General features: G+C 71.0%; 16 protein-coding genes and 1 pseudogene. 13 read left to right on the plus strand and 4 right to left on the minus strand.

What is annotated here, in order from left to right; all coding sequences use genetic code 11:
* Nucleotides 1-3: 3 nt before the first annotated feature.
* Nucleotides 4-2151, plus strand: a complete 2148-nt coding sequence (ligA, locus tag KV100_RS01650) for an NAD-dependent DNA ligase LigA (RefSeq protein WP_220342453.1) — start codon at nucleotides 4-6, stop codon at nucleotides 2149-2151.
* 492 nt (nucleotides 2152-2643) lie between these two features.
* Here the strand turns inward: ligA and KV100_RS19270 are convergent, their stop codons facing one another.
* A complete protein-coding gene (locus tag KV100_RS19270; protein ID WP_255565890.1) occupies nucleotides 2644-2778 on the minus strand; it encodes a hypothetical protein in 135 nt (44 codons plus the stop codon).
* Between KV100_RS19270 and KV100_RS01655 the strand changes: the two genes are divergently transcribed.
* The 5 genes from KV100_RS01655 to KV100_RS01675 all read left to right on the plus strand — a co-directional run bounded on the left by KV100_RS01655 (nucleotide 2777) and on the right by KV100_RS01675 (nucleotide 8021).
* Entirely contained in the window at nucleotides 2777-3688 is a 912-nt protein-coding gene (locus tag KV100_RS01655) for a hypothetical protein (protein ID WP_220341170.1), read from the plus strand. The two genes, KV100_RS19270 and KV100_RS01655, sit on opposite strands and share 2 nt — an antisense overlap.
* A gap of 76 nt (nucleotides 3689-3764) precedes the next feature.
* Nucleotides 3765-4067 (plus strand): Asp-tRNA(Asn)/Glu-tRNA(Gln) amidotransferase subunit GatC, encoded by a 303-nt coding sequence (gatC, locus tag KV100_RS01660; RefSeq protein WP_220341171.1) that lies wholly within the window; start codon nucleotides 3765-3767, stop codon nucleotides 4065-4067.
* Entirely contained in the window at nucleotides 4064-5587 is a 1524-nt protein-coding gene (gatA, locus tag KV100_RS01665) for an Asp-tRNA(Asn)/Glu-tRNA(Gln) amidotransferase subunit GatA (RefSeq protein ID WP_220341172.1), read from the plus strand. The genes gatC and gatA overlap by 4 nt, the downstream gene beginning before the upstream one ends.
* Entirely contained in the window at nucleotides 5584-7098 is a 1515-nt protein-coding gene (gene gatB / locus KV100_RS01670) for an Asp-tRNA(Asn)/Glu-tRNA(Gln) amidotransferase subunit GatB (RefSeq protein ID WP_220341173.1), read from the plus strand. The genes gatA and gatB overlap by 4 nt, the downstream gene beginning before the upstream one ends.
* A 5-nt stretch (nucleotides 7099-7103) precedes the next feature.
* Nucleotides 7104-8021: a 2-hydroxyacid dehydrogenase gene (locus tag KV100_RS01675; RefSeq protein ID WP_220341174.1), complete on the plus strand. Its 918-nt coding sequence runs from the start codon at nucleotides 7104-7106 to the stop codon at nucleotides 8019-8021.
* Here the strand turns inward: KV100_RS01675 and KV100_RS01680 are convergent.
* The 3 genes and pseudogenes from KV100_RS01680 to KV100_RS20315 all read right to left on the minus strand — a co-directional run.
* Nucleotides 7996-8868, minus strand: a complete 873-nt coding sequence (locus tag KV100_RS01680; RefSeq protein WP_220341175.1) for an oxygenase MpaB family protein — start codon at nucleotides 8866-8868, stop codon at nucleotides 7996-7998. The two genes, KV100_RS01675 and KV100_RS01680, sit on opposite strands and share 26 nt — an antisense overlap.
* 9 nt (nucleotides 8869-8877) lie before the next feature.
* A complete protein-coding gene (locus KV100_RS01685) occupies nucleotides 8878-9777 on the minus strand; it encodes a hypothetical protein (protein ID WP_220341176.1) in 900 nt (299 codons plus the stop codon).
* A gap of 359 nt (nucleotides 9778-10136) precedes the next feature.
* Nucleotides 10137-10475 (minus strand): annotated as a pseudogene (locus KV100_RS20315) (PadR family transcriptional regulator); the annotation flags it as partial.
* On the opposite strand from KV100_RS20315, the gene KV100_RS01695 reads away from it, so the two are divergent.
* The 7 genes from KV100_RS01695 (at nucleotide 10465) to ilvC (ending at nucleotide 18272) form a co-directional block, all read left to right on the plus strand.
* Nucleotides 10465-11550, plus strand: a complete 1086-nt coding sequence (locus KV100_RS01695; protein ID WP_220342454.1) for an exo-alpha-sialidase — start codon at nucleotides 10465-10467, stop codon at nucleotides 11548-11550. The pseudogene KV100_RS20315 and the gene KV100_RS01695 overlap by 11 nt on opposite strands.
* A gap of 157 nt (nucleotides 11551-11707) precedes the next feature.
* On the plus strand, nucleotides 11708-12256 hold the full coding sequence (locus KV100_RS01700; RefSeq protein WP_301021650.1) for a transposase: 549 nt from the start codon (nucleotides 11708-11710) through the stop codon (nucleotides 12254-12256).
* 12 nt (nucleotides 12257-12268) lie between these two features.
* Entirely contained in the window at nucleotides 12269-12844 is a 576-nt protein-coding gene (locus tag KV100_RS01705) for a hypothetical protein (protein WP_220341179.1), read from the plus strand.
* A 57-nt stretch (nucleotides 12845-12901) separates the two neighbouring features.
* Nucleotides 12902-14587 (plus strand): dihydroxy-acid dehydratase, encoded by a 1686-nt coding sequence (gene ilvD / locus KV100_RS01710; protein WP_220341180.1) that lies wholly within the window; start codon nucleotides 12902-12904, stop codon nucleotides 14585-14587.
* Nucleotides 14588-14871: 284 nt separating this feature from the next.
* Nucleotides 14872-16626, plus strand: a complete 1755-nt coding sequence (locus tag KV100_RS01715) for an acetolactate synthase large subunit (RefSeq protein ID WP_220341181.1) — start codon at nucleotides 14872-14874, stop codon at nucleotides 16624-16626.
* Nucleotides 16626-17162: an acetolactate synthase small subunit gene (ilvN, locus tag KV100_RS01720; RefSeq protein WP_220341182.1), complete on the plus strand. Its 537-nt coding sequence runs from the start codon at nucleotides 16626-16628 to the stop codon at nucleotides 17160-17162. Before KV100_RS01715 ends, ilvN begins: the two co-directional genes overlap by 1 nt.
* Nucleotides 17163-17243: 81 nt before the next feature.
* Nucleotides 17244-18272, plus strand: coding sequence for a ketol-acid reductoisomerase (ilvC, locus tag KV100_RS01725; RefSeq protein ID WP_220341183.1), 1029 nt, complete (start codon nucleotides 17244-17246; stop codon nucleotides 18270-18272).
* The last annotated feature ends 224 nt before the right edge of the window (nucleotides 18273-18496 follow it).

The raw sequence follows: 18496 nt of genomic DNA on the forward strand, positions 1-18496 counted from the left end.
AGATTGGCGTCCGTGCCGACCTCTGACGAACGCATCGAGAGCCCTCCGGACGAGGCCGCCGCGCGCTCGCGACATGCCGAGCTGAGCGAGAGCATCGAGCAGGCCCGCACCCGCTACTTCGTCGAGGACGCGCCGACCCTCTCCGACGCCGAGTACGACCAGCTGATGGTCGAGCTGCGCGAGCTGGAGGACGCGTTCCCGCAGCTGCGCACGCCCGACTCGCCGACGCAGACGGTCGGCGGCGGCATCTCGACGGCGTTCTCGCCGGTCCGGCACCGGCGCCGGATGGAGAGTCTCGACAACTGCTTCTCGTTCGAGGAGCTGGCGGCCTGGGGGGCCCGCGTCGAGAAGGAGGCGGGCAAGGAGAGCGACTTCCTCGTCGAGCTCAAGGTCGACGGTCTCGCGATCAACCTGACCTACGAGGCCGGCCGTCTGACTCGGGCGGCGACTCGCGGTGACGGCACGGTCGGCGAGGACGTCACCGCCAACGTCCGCACGATCGACGGCATCCCGCACCGGCTGACCGCTTCCGACGAGCACCCGGTGCCGTCGTTGCTCGAGGTCCGGGGCGAGATCTTCTTCCCGACGCGGGCGTTCGAGGAGTTCAACGCGGCGTGGAGCGAGGCCGGCAACACGCCGTTCTCCAACCCGCGCAACGCCGCCGCCGGGTCGCTGCGCCAGAAGGACCCACGGGTCACCGCGAGCCGGCCGTTGCAGATGGTGTGCCACGGCATCGGTGACCGGGAGGGCTACGTGCCCGAGCGGCAGTCCGAGGCGTACGCCGCCCTCGCCGCCTGGGGCCTGCCGACGAGCGACCGGGTGCGTGTGCTGCCGACGATGGCTGAGGTCGAGGAGTTCATCACCTTCTACGGCGAGCACCGGCACGACGTCGAGCACGAGATCGACGGCATCGTGGTCAAGGTCGACCAGATCGCGCTGCAGCGGGCGCTCGGGTCGACGTCTCGTGCGCCTCGCTGGGCGATCGCGTTCAAATACCCGCCCGAGGAGGTCAACACCAGGCTCCTCGACATCCGCGTCAACGTCGGCCGCACCGGCCGCGTCACGCCGTACGGCGTCATGGAGCCCGTCTTGGTCTCGGGGTCGACGGTGGAGATGGCGACGCTGCACAACGCGTCCGAGGTGGAGCGTAAGGGCGTGCTCATCGGTGACACCGTCGTGCTCCGCAAGGCCGGCGACGTGATCCCCGAGATCGTCGGACCGGTCCCCGCACTGCGCGACGGCAGCGAGCGTGCATTCGTGATGCCGACGCAGTGTCCCTCGTGCGGCACCACGCTGGCGCCGTCCAAGGAGGGCGACGCCGACATCCGGTGCCCCAACACCCGCAGCTGCCCCGCGCAGCTGCGCGAGCGTCTCTTCCACGTGGGCAGCCGGGGCGCGCTCGACATCGAGGTGCTGGGCTATGAGGCGGCGAGCGCGCTGCTCGACGCGGGTGTGCTGACCGACGAGGGCGGTCTGTTCTCCCTGGACGAGCAGCAGCTCCTCCGCGTCCCCTTGTTCACCCGAGCGGCCAAGAAGGCCGAGCGCGAGGCCGGGGCCGGAGACCGGGTGCTGTCGGCCAACGGACGCCGATTCCTGGACAACCTCGGCAACGCCAAGGAGCAACCTCTCTGGCGGGTCTTGGTCGCGCTCTCGATCAGGCACGTCGGCCCGACCGCCGCACGAGGGCTGGCCGCGGAGCTGGGGACGATGGACGCGATCCGCGACGCCGACTCGGCGACGCTGGCTGCCGTCGAGGGGGTCGGCCCCACCATCGCGGCGTCGGTCGTGGAGTGGTTCGGGGTCGACTGGCACCGCGACATCGTCGATCAGTGGGCTGCTGCCGGTGTCCGGATGGCCGACGAGCGTGACGCGTCGATCGCGCGCACGCTGGAGGGCCTGACGCTCGTCGTGACCGGCTCCCTGCAGGGCTTCACGCGCGACGAGGCCCGCGAGGCGATCCTGACCCGAGGCGGCAAGGCGGCGGGGTCGGTCTCCAAGAAGACGAGCTTTGTCGTCGTCGGTGAGGCGGCCGGCACGAAGGCCGCCAAGGCCGAGGAGCTCGGGGTGCCGCTGCTCGACGAGGCCGGGTTCGTCGACCTGCTGCGCGAGGGCCCGCCTGCGGCCGACGAGGCCCCGGCCGCAGACGCCTGATCGCCCGTCCTGAGGGGGGCGAGTCCTCGGCACGGACGGTCGCAGATCGGTCGTGACGGTCGTCGACCTCCGGCGTCGGCGACGAGATGTGGCTGGTCCACAATGGAGCGCACCCTTCCCCGGAGGACCGATGTCGAACCCGAACGGCCCGCAGCCGCCTGTCCCGCCTCAGAGCCCGTCTCCCGATGGCGAGCCTGCCCGCGGCGACCGACCGCAGGGTCCGCCACCAGGGTGGGCCTCGCCGCAGGGCCCTCCCGCGCAAGGCTGGGGTCCGCCTCAGGGACCTCCGCCCCGTCAGGGCCCGCCGGCGCAGGGTTGGGGTCCGCCTCAGAGCCCGCAGGGGGGTTGGGGTCCGCCGCAGGGACCTCCGCCTCATCAGGGCCCGCCGACGCAGGCCTGGGGCCCGCCGCAGGGTCCGCCGCCGCCGCCGTACGGCCCGCCACCCGGGCAGAGCAGCTATCCGGCGCAGCCGGGCTACTCCTCACAGCCAGGTCAGGGCACCGCGCAGTGGGCCCCCGCGCCGCAGGGCGTCACGAGCAGCGGCAACCGTGGACGGACGATCGCGCTCGTCACCGGCGGCGTCGTCCTCGTCGTCGCACTCGTCGTGGCGATGGTCTTCGTGGGCATGACCGTTCTCGGCGGTGACGACGACGCCAGCGGGTCGGCCAGCAAGCCCGAGAAGGTCGGGTCCTCGTCCGACGACTCGGGCGAGGGAAAGCCGATGAGCGAGGGCGCCGCCACTGCCCTGACGGCGGCGCTGGGCGAGCAGGACGGGTGGTCCTGCTACGCCTCGGTCCCGGGCTCGCTGATGCGGTGCCACTACTTCGTCGCCGCAAAGGAGCCGCAGCGAGCGATGTTGCGGATCGACCTCGCCGACGGTGCCGTCGACACCGTCAGTCTCCTCGCCTACCGGGTCGACGACCCGGCTTCGATCACCGAGACAGTCGCCCGTCTGGTCGGTGACACGTTGTTCGCGGGTCGCGGTGACGAGGTGGTCGCCGCGGTCCAGAACGAGGCGTCGCTGGGGCCCGAGGACCTGGGGACCGAGGCCTCGCTCAACGCCTACGGCGACGGCCTCCAGGTCCGTGCACCCGATGCCCCGTCGGTCCCGGCGAGCGGGCCGTCTCCGGCCACCACCACGGCGTTGACGCCGACTCTGGAGGCGCAGGGCTACACCTGCGAGCAGACCGAGCTGGGCTCGCTCTCGTGCGGCAAGGAGAAGGGCGCGGCGACGATCCGCGTGATGGGGATGGATCAGAAGTCCTCGACCACGTCGACCACCTCGACCACCTCGACCACCTGGAACCTCTCGGTCCGCAGCTCGTCGTACGACGCACCTCTCGACGAGAGGCAGGGCCGCACGGTCGTGGGTCAGGAGCTGGTCGCGCTCGGTCTCACCGACGAGTCCGGTGCCGCGTTCACAGGAGCGGCCGCGGCCCGTCAGGAGGGCGACTTCAAGAGCTACGTGCTGGGCTTCGACTCCTACGGCTCCAGCGCAGGCGCCTACCTGTCGGTGATGGTGCGCCAGATCCGGTGAGCGCGGGCACCGGACCTCTCGGGCGACGCCCTAGGATGGATCGGTAATCCCCACCCACGCTCGAAGGGACTCTCCGTTGTCCGACGGGATCTCGCGCGCTGACGTCGCCCACCTGGCGAACCTCGCACGCATCGACCTCACCGACGCCGAGCTCGACCGTCTCACGCCTGAGCTGACGGTCATCCTCGAGTCGGTCGCCAAGGTCGCCGAGGTGGCGGCCGCCGACGTGCCGCCCACCTCTCACGCCGTGCCGCTCTCCAACGTCTTCCGCGAGGACGTCGTCACTCCGGGGCTCACACCCGAGCAGGCGCTCGCGGGTGCGCCGGCCGTGGAGCAGCAGCGATTCGCCGTCCCGAAGATCCTCGGGGAGGACGCATGAGCACCATCCGTCTGAGTGCGGCGGAGATCGCCGACAGGCTGGCCACGGGCGAGGTCTCGTCCGCGGAGGTGACGCAGGACCACCTCGACCGGATCGCCGCCGTCGACGGCGACCTCAACGCGTTCCTGGCGCTCGACGCCGACGGTGCGCTGTCGACGGCACGCGACGTCGACGCCCGCCGCGCCGCGGGGGAGCAGCTGCACCCGCTCGCCGGCGTGCCGATCGCGGTCAAGGACGTCGTCGCCACTGCCGGCATCGCCACCACCGCGGGCTCCAGGATCCTGGAGGGCTGGGTCCCGCCGTACGACGCCTTCCTCGTACGCCGCCTCCGCGAGGCCGGGCTGCCGATCCTCGGCAAGACCAACATGGACGAGTTCGCGATGGGCAGCTCGACCGAGCACTCCGCGTACGGCCCCACCCGCAACCCCTGGGACCGTGACCGCATCCCCGGCGGTTCCGGAGGCGGCTCTGCGGCCGCCGTGGGCGCGTACGAGGCTCCGCTCGCGATCGGCACCGACACCGGTGGCTCGATCCGGCAGCCGGCCGCGGTCACCGGCACCGTGGGCGTCAAGCCGACCTACGGCGGCGTGTCCCGCTACGGGCTCATCGCACTGGCGTCGTCGCTCGACCAGGCCGGTCCCGTCACCCGCACCGTCCTGGACGCGGCGCTGCTGCACGAGCTGATCGGCGGGCACGACCCGCTCGACTCCACGAGCATCGATGCGCCCGTCCCGCCTGTGGTCGAGGCCGCTCGCCGCGCCGACGTGTCCGGGCTTCGGATCGGTGTCGTGCGCGAGCTCGGCGGAGAGGGCTACCAGGCGGGAGTCCGGGCCCGCTTCGACGAGGCCGTCGCGCTCCTCACCAAGGCCGGAGCCGAGATCGTCGAGGTCTCGTGCCCGAGCTTCGACTATGCGCTCTCGACGTACTACCTGATCCTGCCCGCTGAGGCCAGCAGCAACCTCGCCAAGTTCGACGCGATGCGCTATGGCCTGCGGGTCAGCCCGCAGGGCGTGCCCGACCCGAGCGCGGAGCAGGTGATGGCGGCCACCCGCGAGGCCGGCTTCGGTGACGAGGTCAAGCGCCGCATCATCATCGGCACCTACGCGCTCTCCAGCGGCTACTACGACGCCTACTACGGCTCCGCGCAGAAGGTCCGCACGCTCATCGCGCAGGACTTCGCCCGCGCCTTCGAGCAGGTCGACGTGCTCGTCTCCCCGACGTCGCCGACGACGGCGTTCCCGCTCGGGAGCAAGCTCGACGACCCGATGTCGATGTACCTGCAGGACGTCGCCACGATCCCGGCCAACCTTGCCGGCATCCCGGGCCTCTCGCTGCCGGTCGGCGTCACCGACGAGGACGGGCTGCCGGTCGGCATGCAGGTCCTCGCGCCTGCGATGGCCGACGACCGTCTGTACAACGTCGGAGCCGCGCTCGAGCGGCTGCTGCTCGAGCAGTGGGGAGCGCCGCTGCTGAGCCGCGCACCCGGGCTCGCCGCGACGCCCCAGGAGGAGAGCAAGTGACCGCCACCCGTACGGAGCTGGTCCCGTTCGACCAGGCGCTCGAGACGTACGACCCGGTGATGGGGCTGGAGGTCCACGTCGAGCTCAACACCGCGTCCAAGATGTTCTGCGGTTGCTCGACGGTGTTCGGCGCCGAGCCCAACACCCAGGTGTGCCCGACGTGCCTGGGGCTCCCTGGGGCGCTCCCGGTCGTCAACGGCAAGGCGGTCGAGTCGGCCATCCGGATCGGGCTCGCGCTCAACTGCTCGATCGCCCCGTGGTCGCGATTCGCACGCAAGAACTACTTCTACCCGGACATGCCCAAGAACTTCCAGACCTCGCAGTACGACGAGCCGATCTGCTTCGAGGGCTGGACCGAGGTGACGATCGAGACCGACGAGGGCCCTCAGGCTTTCCGTGTCGAGATCGAGCGCGCCCACATGGAGGAGGACACCGGCAAGTCGCTGCACGTCGGCGGCGCCACCGGGCGCATCCACGGTGCCGACTACTCGCTGGTCGACTACAACCGTGCGGGCATCCCCCTGATCGAGATCGTCACCAAGCCGATCGTCGGCACCGGCAAGTACGCCCCGCAGGTCGCGCGGGCGTACGTGGCGCACCTCCGTGAGCTCGTGAAGGCGCTCGGCGTCTCCGACGCACGCATGGAGCAGGGCTCGATGCGCTGCGACGTCAACCTGTCCTTGATGCCCAAGGGCGCCGACGTGCTCGGCACCCGGTCGGAGACCAAGAACGTCAACTCCCTGCGCTCGGTGGAGCGCGCGGTGCGCTACGAGGTCGAGCGCCACGCAGGCGTCCTGGACGCAGGTCAGAAGATCGTCCAGGAGACCCGGCACTGGCACGAGGACACCGGCGTCACCACGTCCGGTCGCGAGAAGTCCGACGCCGAGGACTACCGCTACTTCCCCGAGCCCGACCTGGTCCCGGTCGCCCCCTCGGAGGAGTGGATCGACGAGCTCCGCGCGAGCCTGCCCGAGCCGCCGGCACAGCGCCGCGCGCGCCTGCAGGGGGAGTGGGGATACTCCGACCTCGAGATGCGCGACGTCGTGGGCGCGGGTGCGCTCGACCTCATCGAGGCGACCGTCGCCGCCGGCGCGACCCCAACGGCCGCCCGCAAGTGGTGGCTCGGTGAGCTGGCGCGTCGTGCGAACGACACGGGCACGCCGATCGACGGGCTCGGTGTCACCCCGGCGCACGTCGCCGAGGTGCAGGCGCTCGTCGACGCCAAGCGGATCAACGACAAGCTCGCACGCCAGGTCTTCGACGGCCTCGTCGCGGGCGAGGGCACGCCGGAGGAGATCGTGGTGGCCCGTGGACTCGAGGTCGTCTCGGACGACGGCGCGCTCACCGCGGCCGTCGACCGCGCGATCGAGGCCAACCCCGACGTCGCCGCCAAGATCCGTGACGGCAAGGTCGCGGCCGCGGGTGCGCTCATCGGTGCCGTCATGAAGGAGATGCGGGGTCAGGCGGACGCAGGCAGGGTCCGCGAGCTGATCCTCAGCAAGCTCGGCTGACGGCGATGACCGTGGTGGTGACGCCGTTCGGCGCCGACGAGCTGTCGGCGCCCGAAGGGCTGACCGTCGTGCCGTTCTCGGGAGATGCGTCGAACCTCCCCCCGGACGACGTCCTGGCTGAGGCGGAGATGTGGGTGCTCCCGTACGACCTGTCGTTCTCCGTCGGCGAGATCGCGGCGAGGATGCCTCGGCTTCGCGTCATCCAGGCGCAGTCGGCCGGCACCGACGGCATCGCGGCGCAGATCCCGGACGGCGTCACCCTGTGCAACGCGCGCGGCGTCCACGACGCGGCGACCGCCGAGCTCGGGGTCGGCGCAATCATCGCGTCCCTGCGCGGCATCCCCGCCTTCGTTCGGGCACAGGACGAGCAGCACTGGCTGCCGTACCGGTGGTGGGACTCCCTGGCGGACAAGACCGTGATGATCGTGGGCTACGGGAGCATCGGTCACGCTCTCGAACGCCGGCTCGCCGGCTTCGAGGTCGAGATCGTCCGCGTGGCCGGGCACGCACGCGAAGGGGTGCACGCCTCCTCGGAGCTCTCCGAGCTGCTGCCGACGGCCGACGTGGTCGTCGTCCTCACGCCGTTGACCGACGCCACCCGTCACCTGGTCGACGCGGAGTTCCTCGCCGCGATGCGCGACGGTGCGCTGCTGGTCAACCTCGCACGGGGCCCCGTGGTCGACACCGAGGCGCTGCTCGCCCAGCTCGAGGACGGACGCCTGCGCGCGGCGCTCGACGTGACCGACCCCGAGCCGCTGCCGGCCGACCACCCGCTGTGGAAAGCGCCCAACCTCCTCCTGACGCCGCACGTCGCGGGCGGGACCTCGGCGATGCGACCCCGGATCCTCGCGCTGGTCAGAGATCAGCTCCAGCGGTTCGCGGCCGGTGAGGACCTGCTCAACCAGGTCCGGCTCCACCGCTGACCGCGTTCGGCGGTCCCGGCTGCATCGCCCATCTGATGGTCTTCGTCGCCGCCGACCCGGCCGTTCGGAAGGCGAGCGTCTCGGTGACGGGGAGCCACGGCAGCCGTAGCGGCCTGCGAGCCCAGCGGGGGAGCAGACCGACCGCGGCGCCCGACAGTGCGGCGTAGCCCGGTCGCAGCGCCCACGGCACCGGCGGAGTCAGCAGCAGGAAGCGCGCGGCTTCCCGCGCGGCGGCGGTGGAGGCGAGCTCGGGCCGGAAGGCGTGGAGCCGGTCGGCCAGCCCGGCGGTGTCGGAGGGCGGATCGTCGGCTCCCAGGGCCCGCGCGACCTCGGCCGCCTGCGCGACGTACAGGTCGCGCTCGTCCGGAGAGAGCGGCGATCCTCCGTACCGGTCGTGCGCCCGCAGGAAGCTGTCCACCTCGGCGACGTGCACCCAGGTCAGCAGATGGGGGTCGTCGGCGGCGTACGGCCGTCCGTCCGGTGCCGTCCCGCGCACCCGTCGATGGATGGCCCGGACGATGCGTACGGCCCGCTCCGAGGTCTCCACCGTGCCGAAGGTGGTCTCGGCGAGGAAGCCGCTCGTCCGCTGGAGGCGCCCCCACGGGTCGCCGCGGAAGCCGGAGTGCTGGTCCACGGCCGCCATCGCGAGCGGGTGGAGCGACTGGAGGAGGAGGGCACGGATGCCTCCCACGAACATCGAGGCGTCCCCGTGCACACGCTGGATCGGGTCGTCCGGTCCGAACCGACGGGGACCGTCGGCGCCATGGATGCGCACGCGACGACGCGCCCCGTCGTCGCCCGCAACGCGGGCGAACAGCTCGTGCCCGAGCCGGTCGCGTACGCCCATGCGTCGACTCTAGACGCGTCCCAAAGAGTTCACCGTCGAGGTGATCGCCGCCGCGAACCGCTCGGCGGCCCCGTCGACCGACGGAAGGAACAGCGACGGCTCGGTCAGCTCCAGCTCGAGCAGCTGCGGGGCCCCGTCCCGACCGGTGACGACGTCCACCCGCGCGTACAGCAGGTCGGGGCCGCCGCCGAGCGCCTGGGTGGCCGCCCGGAGCGCCTGCGCGGCGACGGCGAGCTGTGCGTCGGTGGCGGTGGTCGGCGTGATGCTCTCGCGCGCGTCACGATCGTGACGCACCCCCTCGCCCCGGCGGAGCATCGCGCCCTTGACGACGGCGTGCGAGAGCTCGCCGCCGACGAAGAGGAGCGCGGTCTCACCCTCGTCGTCCACCGAGGCGATGTAGGGCTGGAGCATCGCCGTACGGCCCGCCTCCACGAGCGACCGGCTGTGGGCCAGCGCGTCGTCGACGTCCGACCAGCGCGCGGTGTCGCGCGAGCTCGCCGAGACGGCAGGCTTGACGACCCACTCGGTCTCGTCGACCGGGATCGCCCAGGCATCGGCGTGGGCGACGAGCGTCTCCTCGTCGGTGACGTCCCAGGCGGTCGGGATCACGGGGCAGCCGGCCTGGGCGAGGTCGCGAAGGTAGGTCTTGTGGGTGTTCCAGGCGATCACCTCCGCCCGGTTGCGCAGTCGCGGCACCCGCCGGGCCCACTCGAGGAACGCCTCGCGACGCGGGGTGTAGTCCCAGGTCGAGCGCACGACGGTGAGCGCGTAGGCATGCCAGTCGACGGCGTCGTCGTCCCACACCTCGACGGCGACGTCGTGGCCGTCGGCGCCGAGCGCGTCGCTCAGCAGCGTGACCTCGGCGTCGTCGACGTCGGACGCGGAGCTGGCGAGGGCGATGCGAGCCACGGGGATCCCTTCGTGAGGTGGAACAGCCGACCTGACGGTACGCGACCCGTGCTTCAGCCCTGGACGTCCCCTCCGACCTCGCGGAGGTCCTCGGCGATGGCGCGCTCGCTCGCGAAGTAGGCGAGCCCCCAGTCGGCGACGGTCGCCGGCGACCTCAGGCGGGGGTCGTCACCGAGCATCTCGCGGACGCCACGGAGCTCGGCGGTGCGCTCCTCGAGCTGGGCGATGTAGACGTCCAGCCATCGCTGGACGTGCTCCGGCGAGACCATGTGGGCAAACATCAGGCGTAACGCCACCGGGTGCTTGAGGACCGGGAACGCCGGCTCGGAGGACTCGAGCCACTCCAGGAGGTGGGTCCTGCCGGCCTCCGAGACCGCGTACCGGCGGGTGCTCCGCCGTCCGTTCGGGGCGTCGGTGACCTCGACCAGCCCGTTCTGCGCGAGCCGTGCCAGCTCGGTGTAGACCTGGCTGGTGGCAGGGGAGACCCAGTAGTAGCGCAGCGTCTGGTCGCAGCGCTGCTTGAGCTCGTAGCCGGTAAGCCCCGCGGCGTCGTGCGGGTCGAGCGTGAGCAGACCGAGGAGAGCGTACGAGGTCGTTGACAGGGCGCTCGGCACGTCCTTAGCGTAGCCAGTATTCCAATTAGGAACACTGGTGAGCACGTCGAGCGAGAAGACCGGGTGGGACGTCATGGAGGCCATGCTGCTGATCGGCACGCGCAAAGGACTGTGGATCGGTCGTTCGGACGACCGCTCGAGGTGGGAGCTGCGTGGGCCGCTGTTCGGGATGAACGCGGTCTACGCGACGTGCATCGACACCCGCAGGGAGGCGCCACGCCTGCTGGTCGGGACGATGAGCGAGCACTGGGGTCCTCAGGTCACCTGGTCCGACGACCTCGGCGAGACGTGGTCGGAGACCCCCGGCGGTGGCATCCGCTTCCCCGAGGACGCGGGGGTCGCTCTGGAGCAGGTCTGGCAGCTGACGCCGGGCACCGAGACCGACGAGGTGTGGGCCGGGACCCAGCCCTCCGCGCTGTTCCGGTCGACCGACCGCGGCGAGACCTTCTCGTTCGTGCGCGGACTCTGGGACCACCCTCACCGGACGGAGTGGGACGCCGGCTTCGGCGGTCAGGCCGTCCACACCGTGGTGCCCGACCCGGTCGACCCGGCGCGCGTCACCGTCGCGATGTCGACGGGCGGTGTCTATCGCACGGAGGACGGGGGGACGAGCTGGGACCCGCACAACGTCGGCATCAAGGCCTACTTCTTCCCCGACCCCTGGCCGGAGTTCGGGCAGTGCGTGCACAAGGTCGCCTCGCACCCCGACCGGCCGGAGCGGATGTACGCCCAGAACCATCACGGTGTCTACCGGTCCGACGACGGCGGTGACTCGTGGACGTCGATCGCTGACGGGCTGCCGAGCGACTTCGGTTTCCCGATCGTGGTGCACCCCGCCCAGCCCGACACCGTGTACGTGTTCCCTCTGGTCGCCGACTCCGACCGGATGCCGCCGGGGGCGCAGGCGCGGGTGTGGCGCTCCGACGACGCGGGGGAGACCTGGCGCGATCTCGGCAAGGGTCTGCCCGACCCCTACTACGCGGCCGTGATGCGTGACGCGTTCCGGGCCGATGACGCGCCGGCGTACGGACTGCCGGCAGGCCTCTATCTCGGTGGGCGCGACGGCAGTGTGTTCGCCAGCGCCGACGAGGGGGAGACCTGGGCGGAGGTCGCCTCGCACCTTCCCGACGTGATGTGCGTGCGTGCGGCCATGGTCTGAGGTGACGTGCAGAGCGATCATCAACCCTGACCGCTTGACATCATACAATCAAAGATGCAGGCTTGATCTCTAAGGATCCACTCTGCAACCTTGATGGAGGGCCGTCGTGTATGTCATGACGCTCGACCAGCGGCGAAGCCGCCGAGACCGTGACGCCGTGCCCGAGCTCCTCGTCACCCTCGCGGGCATCGCCGATCCTGTACGCCCCTTCGAGCGCACCGCCGGCGACGAGGTCCAGGGCCTGGTGGAGGATCCGAGACAGGTCGCCGATCTCGTCGTGCACGCCCTGCGCGAGCGCCGGTGGTGGATCGGGATCGGGGCCGGCGTGGTCGAAGGGCCGCTCCCCGACACGACCCGGGCCGGGCGCGGCCCTGCCTACGTCTACGCGAGAGAGGCCGTCGAGCGTGCCAAGTCCGAGCCGCAGCCCGTGTGCGTCCGCGCCGAGGACACCGGTCCGGCGGAGGATGCCGAGACTGCGTTGTGGCTGCTCGCCGGCCTGCTGTCCCGGCGTACCGACGCCGGGTGGGAGGCGGTCGATGCGATGGCGGACGGCGGGACCCAGCGGTCCGCGGCGGCAGGGCTGGGGATCACGGCGCAGGCGATGAGCAGCCGCCTCGCCGTCGCGGGCTGGACCGAGGAGCGCCGAGGCCGTACGCTCGCCGCGCACCTCCTGGCAGCCTGCGACCCGGAGCAGAAGAATCACTGAGGAGCGAGGCCGATGACGACCTACGTGCTGGTGGTCGCTGCCGCCTGCCTGGCGCTGGTCGGATGGGCCTTCGTCCAGAGCGAGCCCGGACGCCAGGTGGTCGGCGCAGTGCTCGGTCTCGCGGTCGCGCTCGCCGTCGTCGCGAGCATCTTCGGAGAGCCCGTCACCGGTGTCCAGCACGACATCCTGATCCTCTTCGCCATGGTCCTGGCGGTCGCCGGGGGCGGTGTGGTGACCTCCGCCGTCTTCGACACCATCGACTCCTCGCGCTCACCGGCGACCACGCACGGCCAGACGATGAGCGCCGCGGCCGACATCCTGCGCGGCGGGGTGTGGATCGGGGCGCTCGAGCGGCTCGCCGTCTTCGGCTCGCTCGCCGCCCGGTGGCCCGAGGGCGTCGCCATCGTGCTCGCCGTCAAAGGACTGGGCCGCTATCCGGAGCTCAAGATGGGCACGGCGACCGGGGTTCGGGGCGAGACGACGGGGACGGCCGAGCGCTTCATCATCGGGACGATGACCAGTGTGATCTGGGCGGTCACCTGCGCCTACCTCGCCTTCGCCCCGTACGTGCTCCCGCCCGGCCGCTGAGTCCCAGCCCCCGGGACCGTCGTCCAGACCCCGCCTCGTCCGCCGTAATCTTGAGTCATGGCGTCCGAGACCCCCGACATCAAGCCCCGCAGTCGTGACGTGACCGACGGACTGGAGAGCACCGCGTCCCGCGGCATGCTCCGTGCCGTCGGCATGGGAGACGACGACTGGCAGAAGCCGCAGATCGGCGTCGCCTCCAGCTGGAACGAGATCACGCCCTGCAACCTCTCGCTGGACCGTCTCGCCGGAGCAGTGAAGAACGGCGTCCACGCGGCGGGCGGCTACCCCCTCGAGTTCGGCACGATCTCCGTCTCCGACGGGATCTCCATGGGTCACGAGGGCATGCACTACTCGCTGGTGTCGCGCGAGGTCATCGCCGACTCCGTCGAGACCGTCATGATGGCCGAGCGGCTCGACGGGTCGGTGCTCCTCGCCGGTTGCGACAAGAGCCTGCCCGGCATGCTGATGGCCGCGGCGCGGCTCGACCTGTCGAGCGTGTTCCTCTATGCGGGCTCGACGATGCCAGGGCAGGTCGACGGCAAGGACGTCACCATCATCGACGCCTTCGAGGCCGTCGGCGCCTGCCTGAAGGGCATGATCTCGCGTGACGAGGTCGACCGCATCGAGCGCGCGATCTGTCCGGGGGAGGGGGCCTGCGGCGGCATGTACACCGCCAACACGATGGCCTCGGTCGCCGAGGCTCTCGGCATGTCGCTGCCCGGCTCGGCCGCCCCGCCGGCGGTCGACCGTCGACGCGACGGCTTCGCGCACCGCTCCGGCGAGGCCGTGGTCAACCTGCTCCGTCGTGGCATCACGGCCCGGCAGATCCTGACCAAGCCGGCGTTCGAGAACGCGATCGCGGTCGTGATGGCGCTCGGGGGCTCGACCAACGCCGTCCTCCACCTGCTGGCGATCGCCCGCGAGGCCGAGGTCGACCTCACGCTGGACGACTTCGTGCGGGTGGGTGAGAAGGTGCCGCACCTCGGTGACCTCAAGCCCTTCGGCCGCTACGTGATGAACGACGTCGACAAGGTCGGCGGCATCCCGGTCGTCATGAAGGCGCTGCTCGACGCCGGTCTGATGAACGGCGACACCCTCACGGTGACGGGCAAGACGATGGCGGAGAACCTCGCGGAGCTCGTGCAGCCCGTCGACGGCGACGTCATCCGCCGCCTCGACGACCCGATCCACGCGACCGGTGGACTCACGATCCTCGAGGGCACGCTCGCCCCGCAGGGAGCAGTCGTCAAGAGCGCCGGGTTCGACGAGAGCGTCTTCAGCGGTACGGCGCGGGTCTTCGACGGTGAGCAGGCCGCGATGGCCGCGCTCGCCGACGACACCATCGGTGCCGGTGACGTCGTCGTGATCCGCTACGAGGGGCCCAAGGGCGGCCCCGGCATGCGGGAGATGCTCGCCATCACCGGGGCGATCAAGGGCGCCGGTCTCGGCAAGGACGTCCTGCTCCTCACCGACGGCCGCTTCTCGGGCGGGACCACCGGGCTCTGCGTCGGCCACGTTGCGCCCGAGGCCGTCGACGGCGGCCCGATCGCGTTCGTGCGCGACGGAGACCCCATCACGCTCGACGTGGCGAACCGTCGCCTCGACGTGGAGATCGACGCCGACGAGCTCGAGGCGCGCAAGGTCGGATGGACGCCGAAGCTGCCCGTCGTGCCGCCGCGCGGCGTGCTCTCGAAGTACGCCAAGCTCGTCGGCTCGGCAGCGGACGGGGCGGTCCTGGGCTGAGCGTGAGGAGGGGCGCACGCCGTCATGTGGGACGGACATCTCAGGATGCGAGACGCGGGTGATGCTGGCTTGACCCTCGGGGGCCCGTCGCGCACTCTTGTCTCGTGCGCAACCTCCTTCTCGTACCCCACTGACGCGCGACCGGCAACGGTTCCGCGTCACCCCTCGAATGCCCGCTCGGGCCGAGGGGTTTTTTGTTGCCACCAGACCGTCCGAGAAGACCCCAGCACGAGGGCAGCCGCCCACCACACGCCGGCGAGACCGGTCCGTACGAAGGGACAGCGATGAGCGAGCAGGTCACCGGGGCCCAGAGCCTCGTCCTGGCACTGGAGCACGCCGGGGTCGAGGTCGTCTTCGGGATCCCGGGCGGCGCGATCCTTCCGGCGTACGACCCGTTGATGGACTCGCAGAAGGTCCGCCACATCCTCGTCCGTCACGAGCAGGGCGCCGGTCATGCGGCCCAGGGCTACGCGGTGGCCAGCGGCAAGGTCGGTGTCTGCATGGCGACGTCCGGCCCCGGGGCGACCAACCTCGTGACCGCGATCGCCGACGCCTACATGGACTCGGTCCCGATGGTCGCCGTGACCGGGCAGGTCGCGAGCCGCGCGATCGGCACGGACGCGTTCCAGGAGGCCGACATCCGCGGCATCACGATGCCGATCACCAAGCACAGCTATCTCGTGACCGATGCCGCGGAGATCCCGCGAGCGATCGCCGAGGCTTTCCACATCGCGTCCACCGGCCGACCCGGGCCGGTGCTGGTCGACATCTCCAAGGACGCGCTGCAATCCGCGACGACCTTCGCATGGCCGACCGAGCTGCACCTCCCGGGCTACCGGCCGACCAGCAGGCCGCACAACAAGCAGGTCCGTGAGGCGGCGCGTCTCATCGCGGCGGCCGAGCGCCCGGTCCTCTATGTCGGCGGCGGCGTCGTGAAGGCCAACGCCTCGACCGAGCTCAAGGTCCTCGCCGAGATGACCGGCATCCCTGTCGTCACGACGCTGATGGCGCGCGGCGCGTTCCCCGACAGCCACCCCCTCCACCTCGGGATGCCGGGCATGCACGGCACGGTGGCGGCCGTCGGTGCGCTCCAGAAGAGCGACCTGCTCATCTCGCTGGGTGCGCGCTTCGACGACCGGGTGACCGGGCACCTGGAGTCGTTCGCGCCCGGCTCCAAGGTCATCCACGCCGACATCGACCCGGCTGAGATCTCCAAGAACCGCACCGCCGACGTGCCGATCGTCGGAGACTGCCGTGAGGTGATCGCCGACCTGGTCGTCGCGCTGCAGGCCGAGTACGCCGAGCACCCCGCCGACTACACCCCGTGGCGCGGGCAGATGCAGGCGCTCTCCGCCCGCTACCCGCTCGGGTACGAGGAGCCGGACGACGGGTCGCTGTCGCCGCAACGGGTGATCCAGCGCATCGGCCAGATCGCCGGCCCCGGCGCGACCTACACCTCCGGCGTGGGACAGCACCAGATGTGGGCTGCCAACTTCATCGAGCACGAGCGCCCCGCCCGCTGGATCAACTCCGGCGGCATGGGCACGATGGGCTTCTCCGTCCCTGCCGCCATGGGAGCGCAGGTCGCCCGCGCCGGTGAGGTGGTGTGGGCCATCGACGGCGACGGTTGCTTCCAGATGACCAACCAGGAGCTCGCGACGTGCGCGCTCGAGGGCATCCCGATCAAGGTCGCCGTCATCAACAACTCGTCGCTCGGCATGGTCCGGCAGTGGCAGACGCTCTTCTACGATGGCCGCTACTCCAACACCGACCTGCAGACCGGCGCCGACGAGGCCCGCATCCCCGACTTCGTCAAGCTCGCCGACGCCTACGGCTGCGTCGGGCTGCGGTGCGAGAAGGCCGAGGACCTCGACGCGGTGATCGAGAAGGCGATGTCCATCACCGACGCGCCGGTCGTCATCGACTTCGTCGTGCACCGCGACGCGATGGTGTGGCCGATGGTCCCGGCCGGAGTCAGCAACGACATGATCCAGATCGCGCGCGACATGGCGCCCGAGTTCGGTGACGAGGAACTGTGATGAGCCAGCACACCCTGTCCGTCCTGGTCGAGAACACCCCTGGTGTGCTCGCCCGCGTCGCGAGCCTCTTCATGCGCCGCGGCTTCAACATCGACTCGCTCGCGGTCGGGCCGACCGAGATCCCCGAGATCTCGCGGATGACGATCGTGGTCAACGTCGACGAGCTGCCTCTGGAGCAGGTCACCAAGCAGCTGAACAAGCTCGTCAACGTCCTCAAGATCGTCGAGCTCGAGCCCACCACCTCGGTCGAGCGTGAGCTCATGCTGATCAAGGTCCGCGCCGACTCACGGACGCGCGGACAGGTCTTGGAGACCGTCCAGCTGTTCCGGGCGAAGGTCGTCGACGTCGGCGTCGACGCGGTGACCATCGAAGCGACCGGAGACCCCGGCAAGCTCGACGCGATGCTGAAGGTGCTCGAGCCCTTCGGCATCCGCGAGATCGCCCAGTCCGGACGCGTCGCGATCGGTCGCGGAGGACGGTCGATCACCGACCGCACCCTGCGGGCGGTCCCCGGCGCGTCCACCCAGACCGCCTGAGCGTACGGTCGATAGGGGCCGTACGTCTGATCCGAGCGGCACCACCCGGTGCCACACGGCACCACGAGAAGGAGCAACCCCGTGCCTGAGCTGTTCTACGACGACGACGCCGACCTGAGCGTCATCCAGGGCCGCAGCGTGGCCGTCCTCGGCTACGGCAGCCAGGGCCACGCCCACGCGCTGTCCCTGCGCGACTCCGGCGTCGACGTCCGCGTCGGACTCCCCGAGGGCTCGAAGAGCCGTGAGAAGGCCGAGAACGAGGGCCTTCGGGTGCTCACCCCGGCCGAGGCGTGCGCCGAGGCCGACGTCATCGTCGTGCTCGCGCCCGACCCGGCGCAGCGCAGCCTCTACACCGAGGCGATCGAGCCGAACCTCAACGACGGCGACGCCCTGATCTTCGGGCACGGCTTCAACATCCGCTACGGCTACGTCAAGCCGCCGGCCGGTGTCGACGTCGGCATGATCGCCCCCAAGGGTCCCGGTCACCTCGTCCGCCGCGAGTACGTCGAGGGCCGTGGCGTCCCCGTCCTCGTCGCCGTCGAGCAGGATGCCACCGGCAACGCGTGGCCCCTGGTCCTCTCCTACGCCAAGGCCATCGGCGGCCTGCGTGCCGGCGGCATCAAGACGACGTTCACCGAGGAGACCGAGACCGATCTGTTCGGTGAGCAGGCGGTCCTCTGCGGCGGCGTCTCCGCACTGGTCCAGGCGGGCTTCGAGACCCTGACCGAGGCCGGCTACCAGCCCGAGGTCGCCTACTTCGAGTGCCTGCACGAGCTCAAGCTGATCGTCGACCTCATGTACGAGGGTGGCATCGCCAAGCAGCGCTGGTCGGTCTCCGACACGGCCGAGTACGGCGACTACGTCTCCGGTCCGCGGGTCGTCGACGCGCGCGTCAAGGAGAACATGCAGGCGGTCCTCGCCGACATCCAGAACGGCGCGTTCGCCGAGCGCTTCATCGCCGACCAGGACGCCGGTGCGGCAGAGTTCAAGAAGCTGCGCGCCGAGGGCGAGGAGCACCCGATCGAGGGCACCGGCCGCGAGCTGCGCAAGCTCATGGCCTGGGTCAAGAGCGGCGACGACGACTACACCGAGGGCACCGCTGCGCGCTGACCCTCGTACGTCCCGACCGGCGGTGAGCCCGGTCCCACGCGCATCACGGCGTGGGACCGGACTCACCGCCGTCGGCGTTGGCGGGCCGCGGGGAGGTCTCCGGGGTAGATGAGACGAGCGAGCCAGCGGCGGGACGCGAGATAGACCTCGTGAACCCCTCCGCGGCGCCAGGCGCGACGGACGCGACGGGCGGAAGCCATGCATACCCCTCGTGGGAAGGAGTC

It is taken from the genome of Mumia sp. zg.B21 (assembly GCF_019550855.1).
Classification (GTDB): Bacteria; Actinomycetota; Actinomycetes; order Propionibacteriales; family Nocardioidaceae; genus Mumia.

Bases quoted from the DNA above. Each gene is read 5' to 3' on its own strand.
- ilvD (WP_220341180.1), top strand. From the start codon at position 12,902: ATGGCGTCCGAGACCCCCGACATCAAGCCCCGCAGTCGTGACGTGACC.
- KV100_RS01655 (WP_220341170.1), top strand. From the start codon at position 2,777: ATGACCGTTCTCGGCGGTGACGACGACGCCAGCGGGTCGGCCAGCAAG.
- gatA (WP_220341172.1), top strand. From the start codon at position 4,064: ATGAGCACCATCCGTCTGAGTGCGGCGGAGATCGCCGACAGGCTGGCC.
- KV100_RS01680 (WP_220341175.1), bottom strand. From the start codon at position 8,868: ATGGGCGTACGCGACCGGCTCGGGCACGAGCTGTTCGCCCGCGTTGCG.
- KV100_RS01695 (WP_220342454.1), top strand. From the start codon at position 10,465: ATGGAGGCCATGCTGCTGATCGGCACGCGCAAAGGACTGTGGATCGGT.
- KV100_RS01705 (WP_220341179.1), top strand. From the start codon at position 12,269: ATGACGACCTACGTGCTGGTGGTCGCTGCCGCCTGCCTGGCGCTGGTC.
- KV100_RS01715 (WP_220341181.1), top strand. From the start codon at position 14,872: ATGAGCGAGCAGGTCACCGGGGCCCAGAGCCTCGTCCTGGCACTGGAG.
- ilvN (WP_220341182.1), top strand. From the start codon at position 16,626: ATGAGCCAGCACACCCTGTCCGTCCTGGTCGAGAACACCCCTGGTGTG.
- KV100_RS01675 (WP_220341174.1), top strand. From the start codon at position 7,104: ATGACCGTGGTGGTGACGCCGTTCGGCGCCGACGAGCTGTCGGCGCCC.
- KV100_RS19270 (WP_255565890.1), bottom strand. From the start codon at position 2,778: ATGCCCACGAAGACCATCGCCACGACGAGTGCGACGACGAGGACGACG.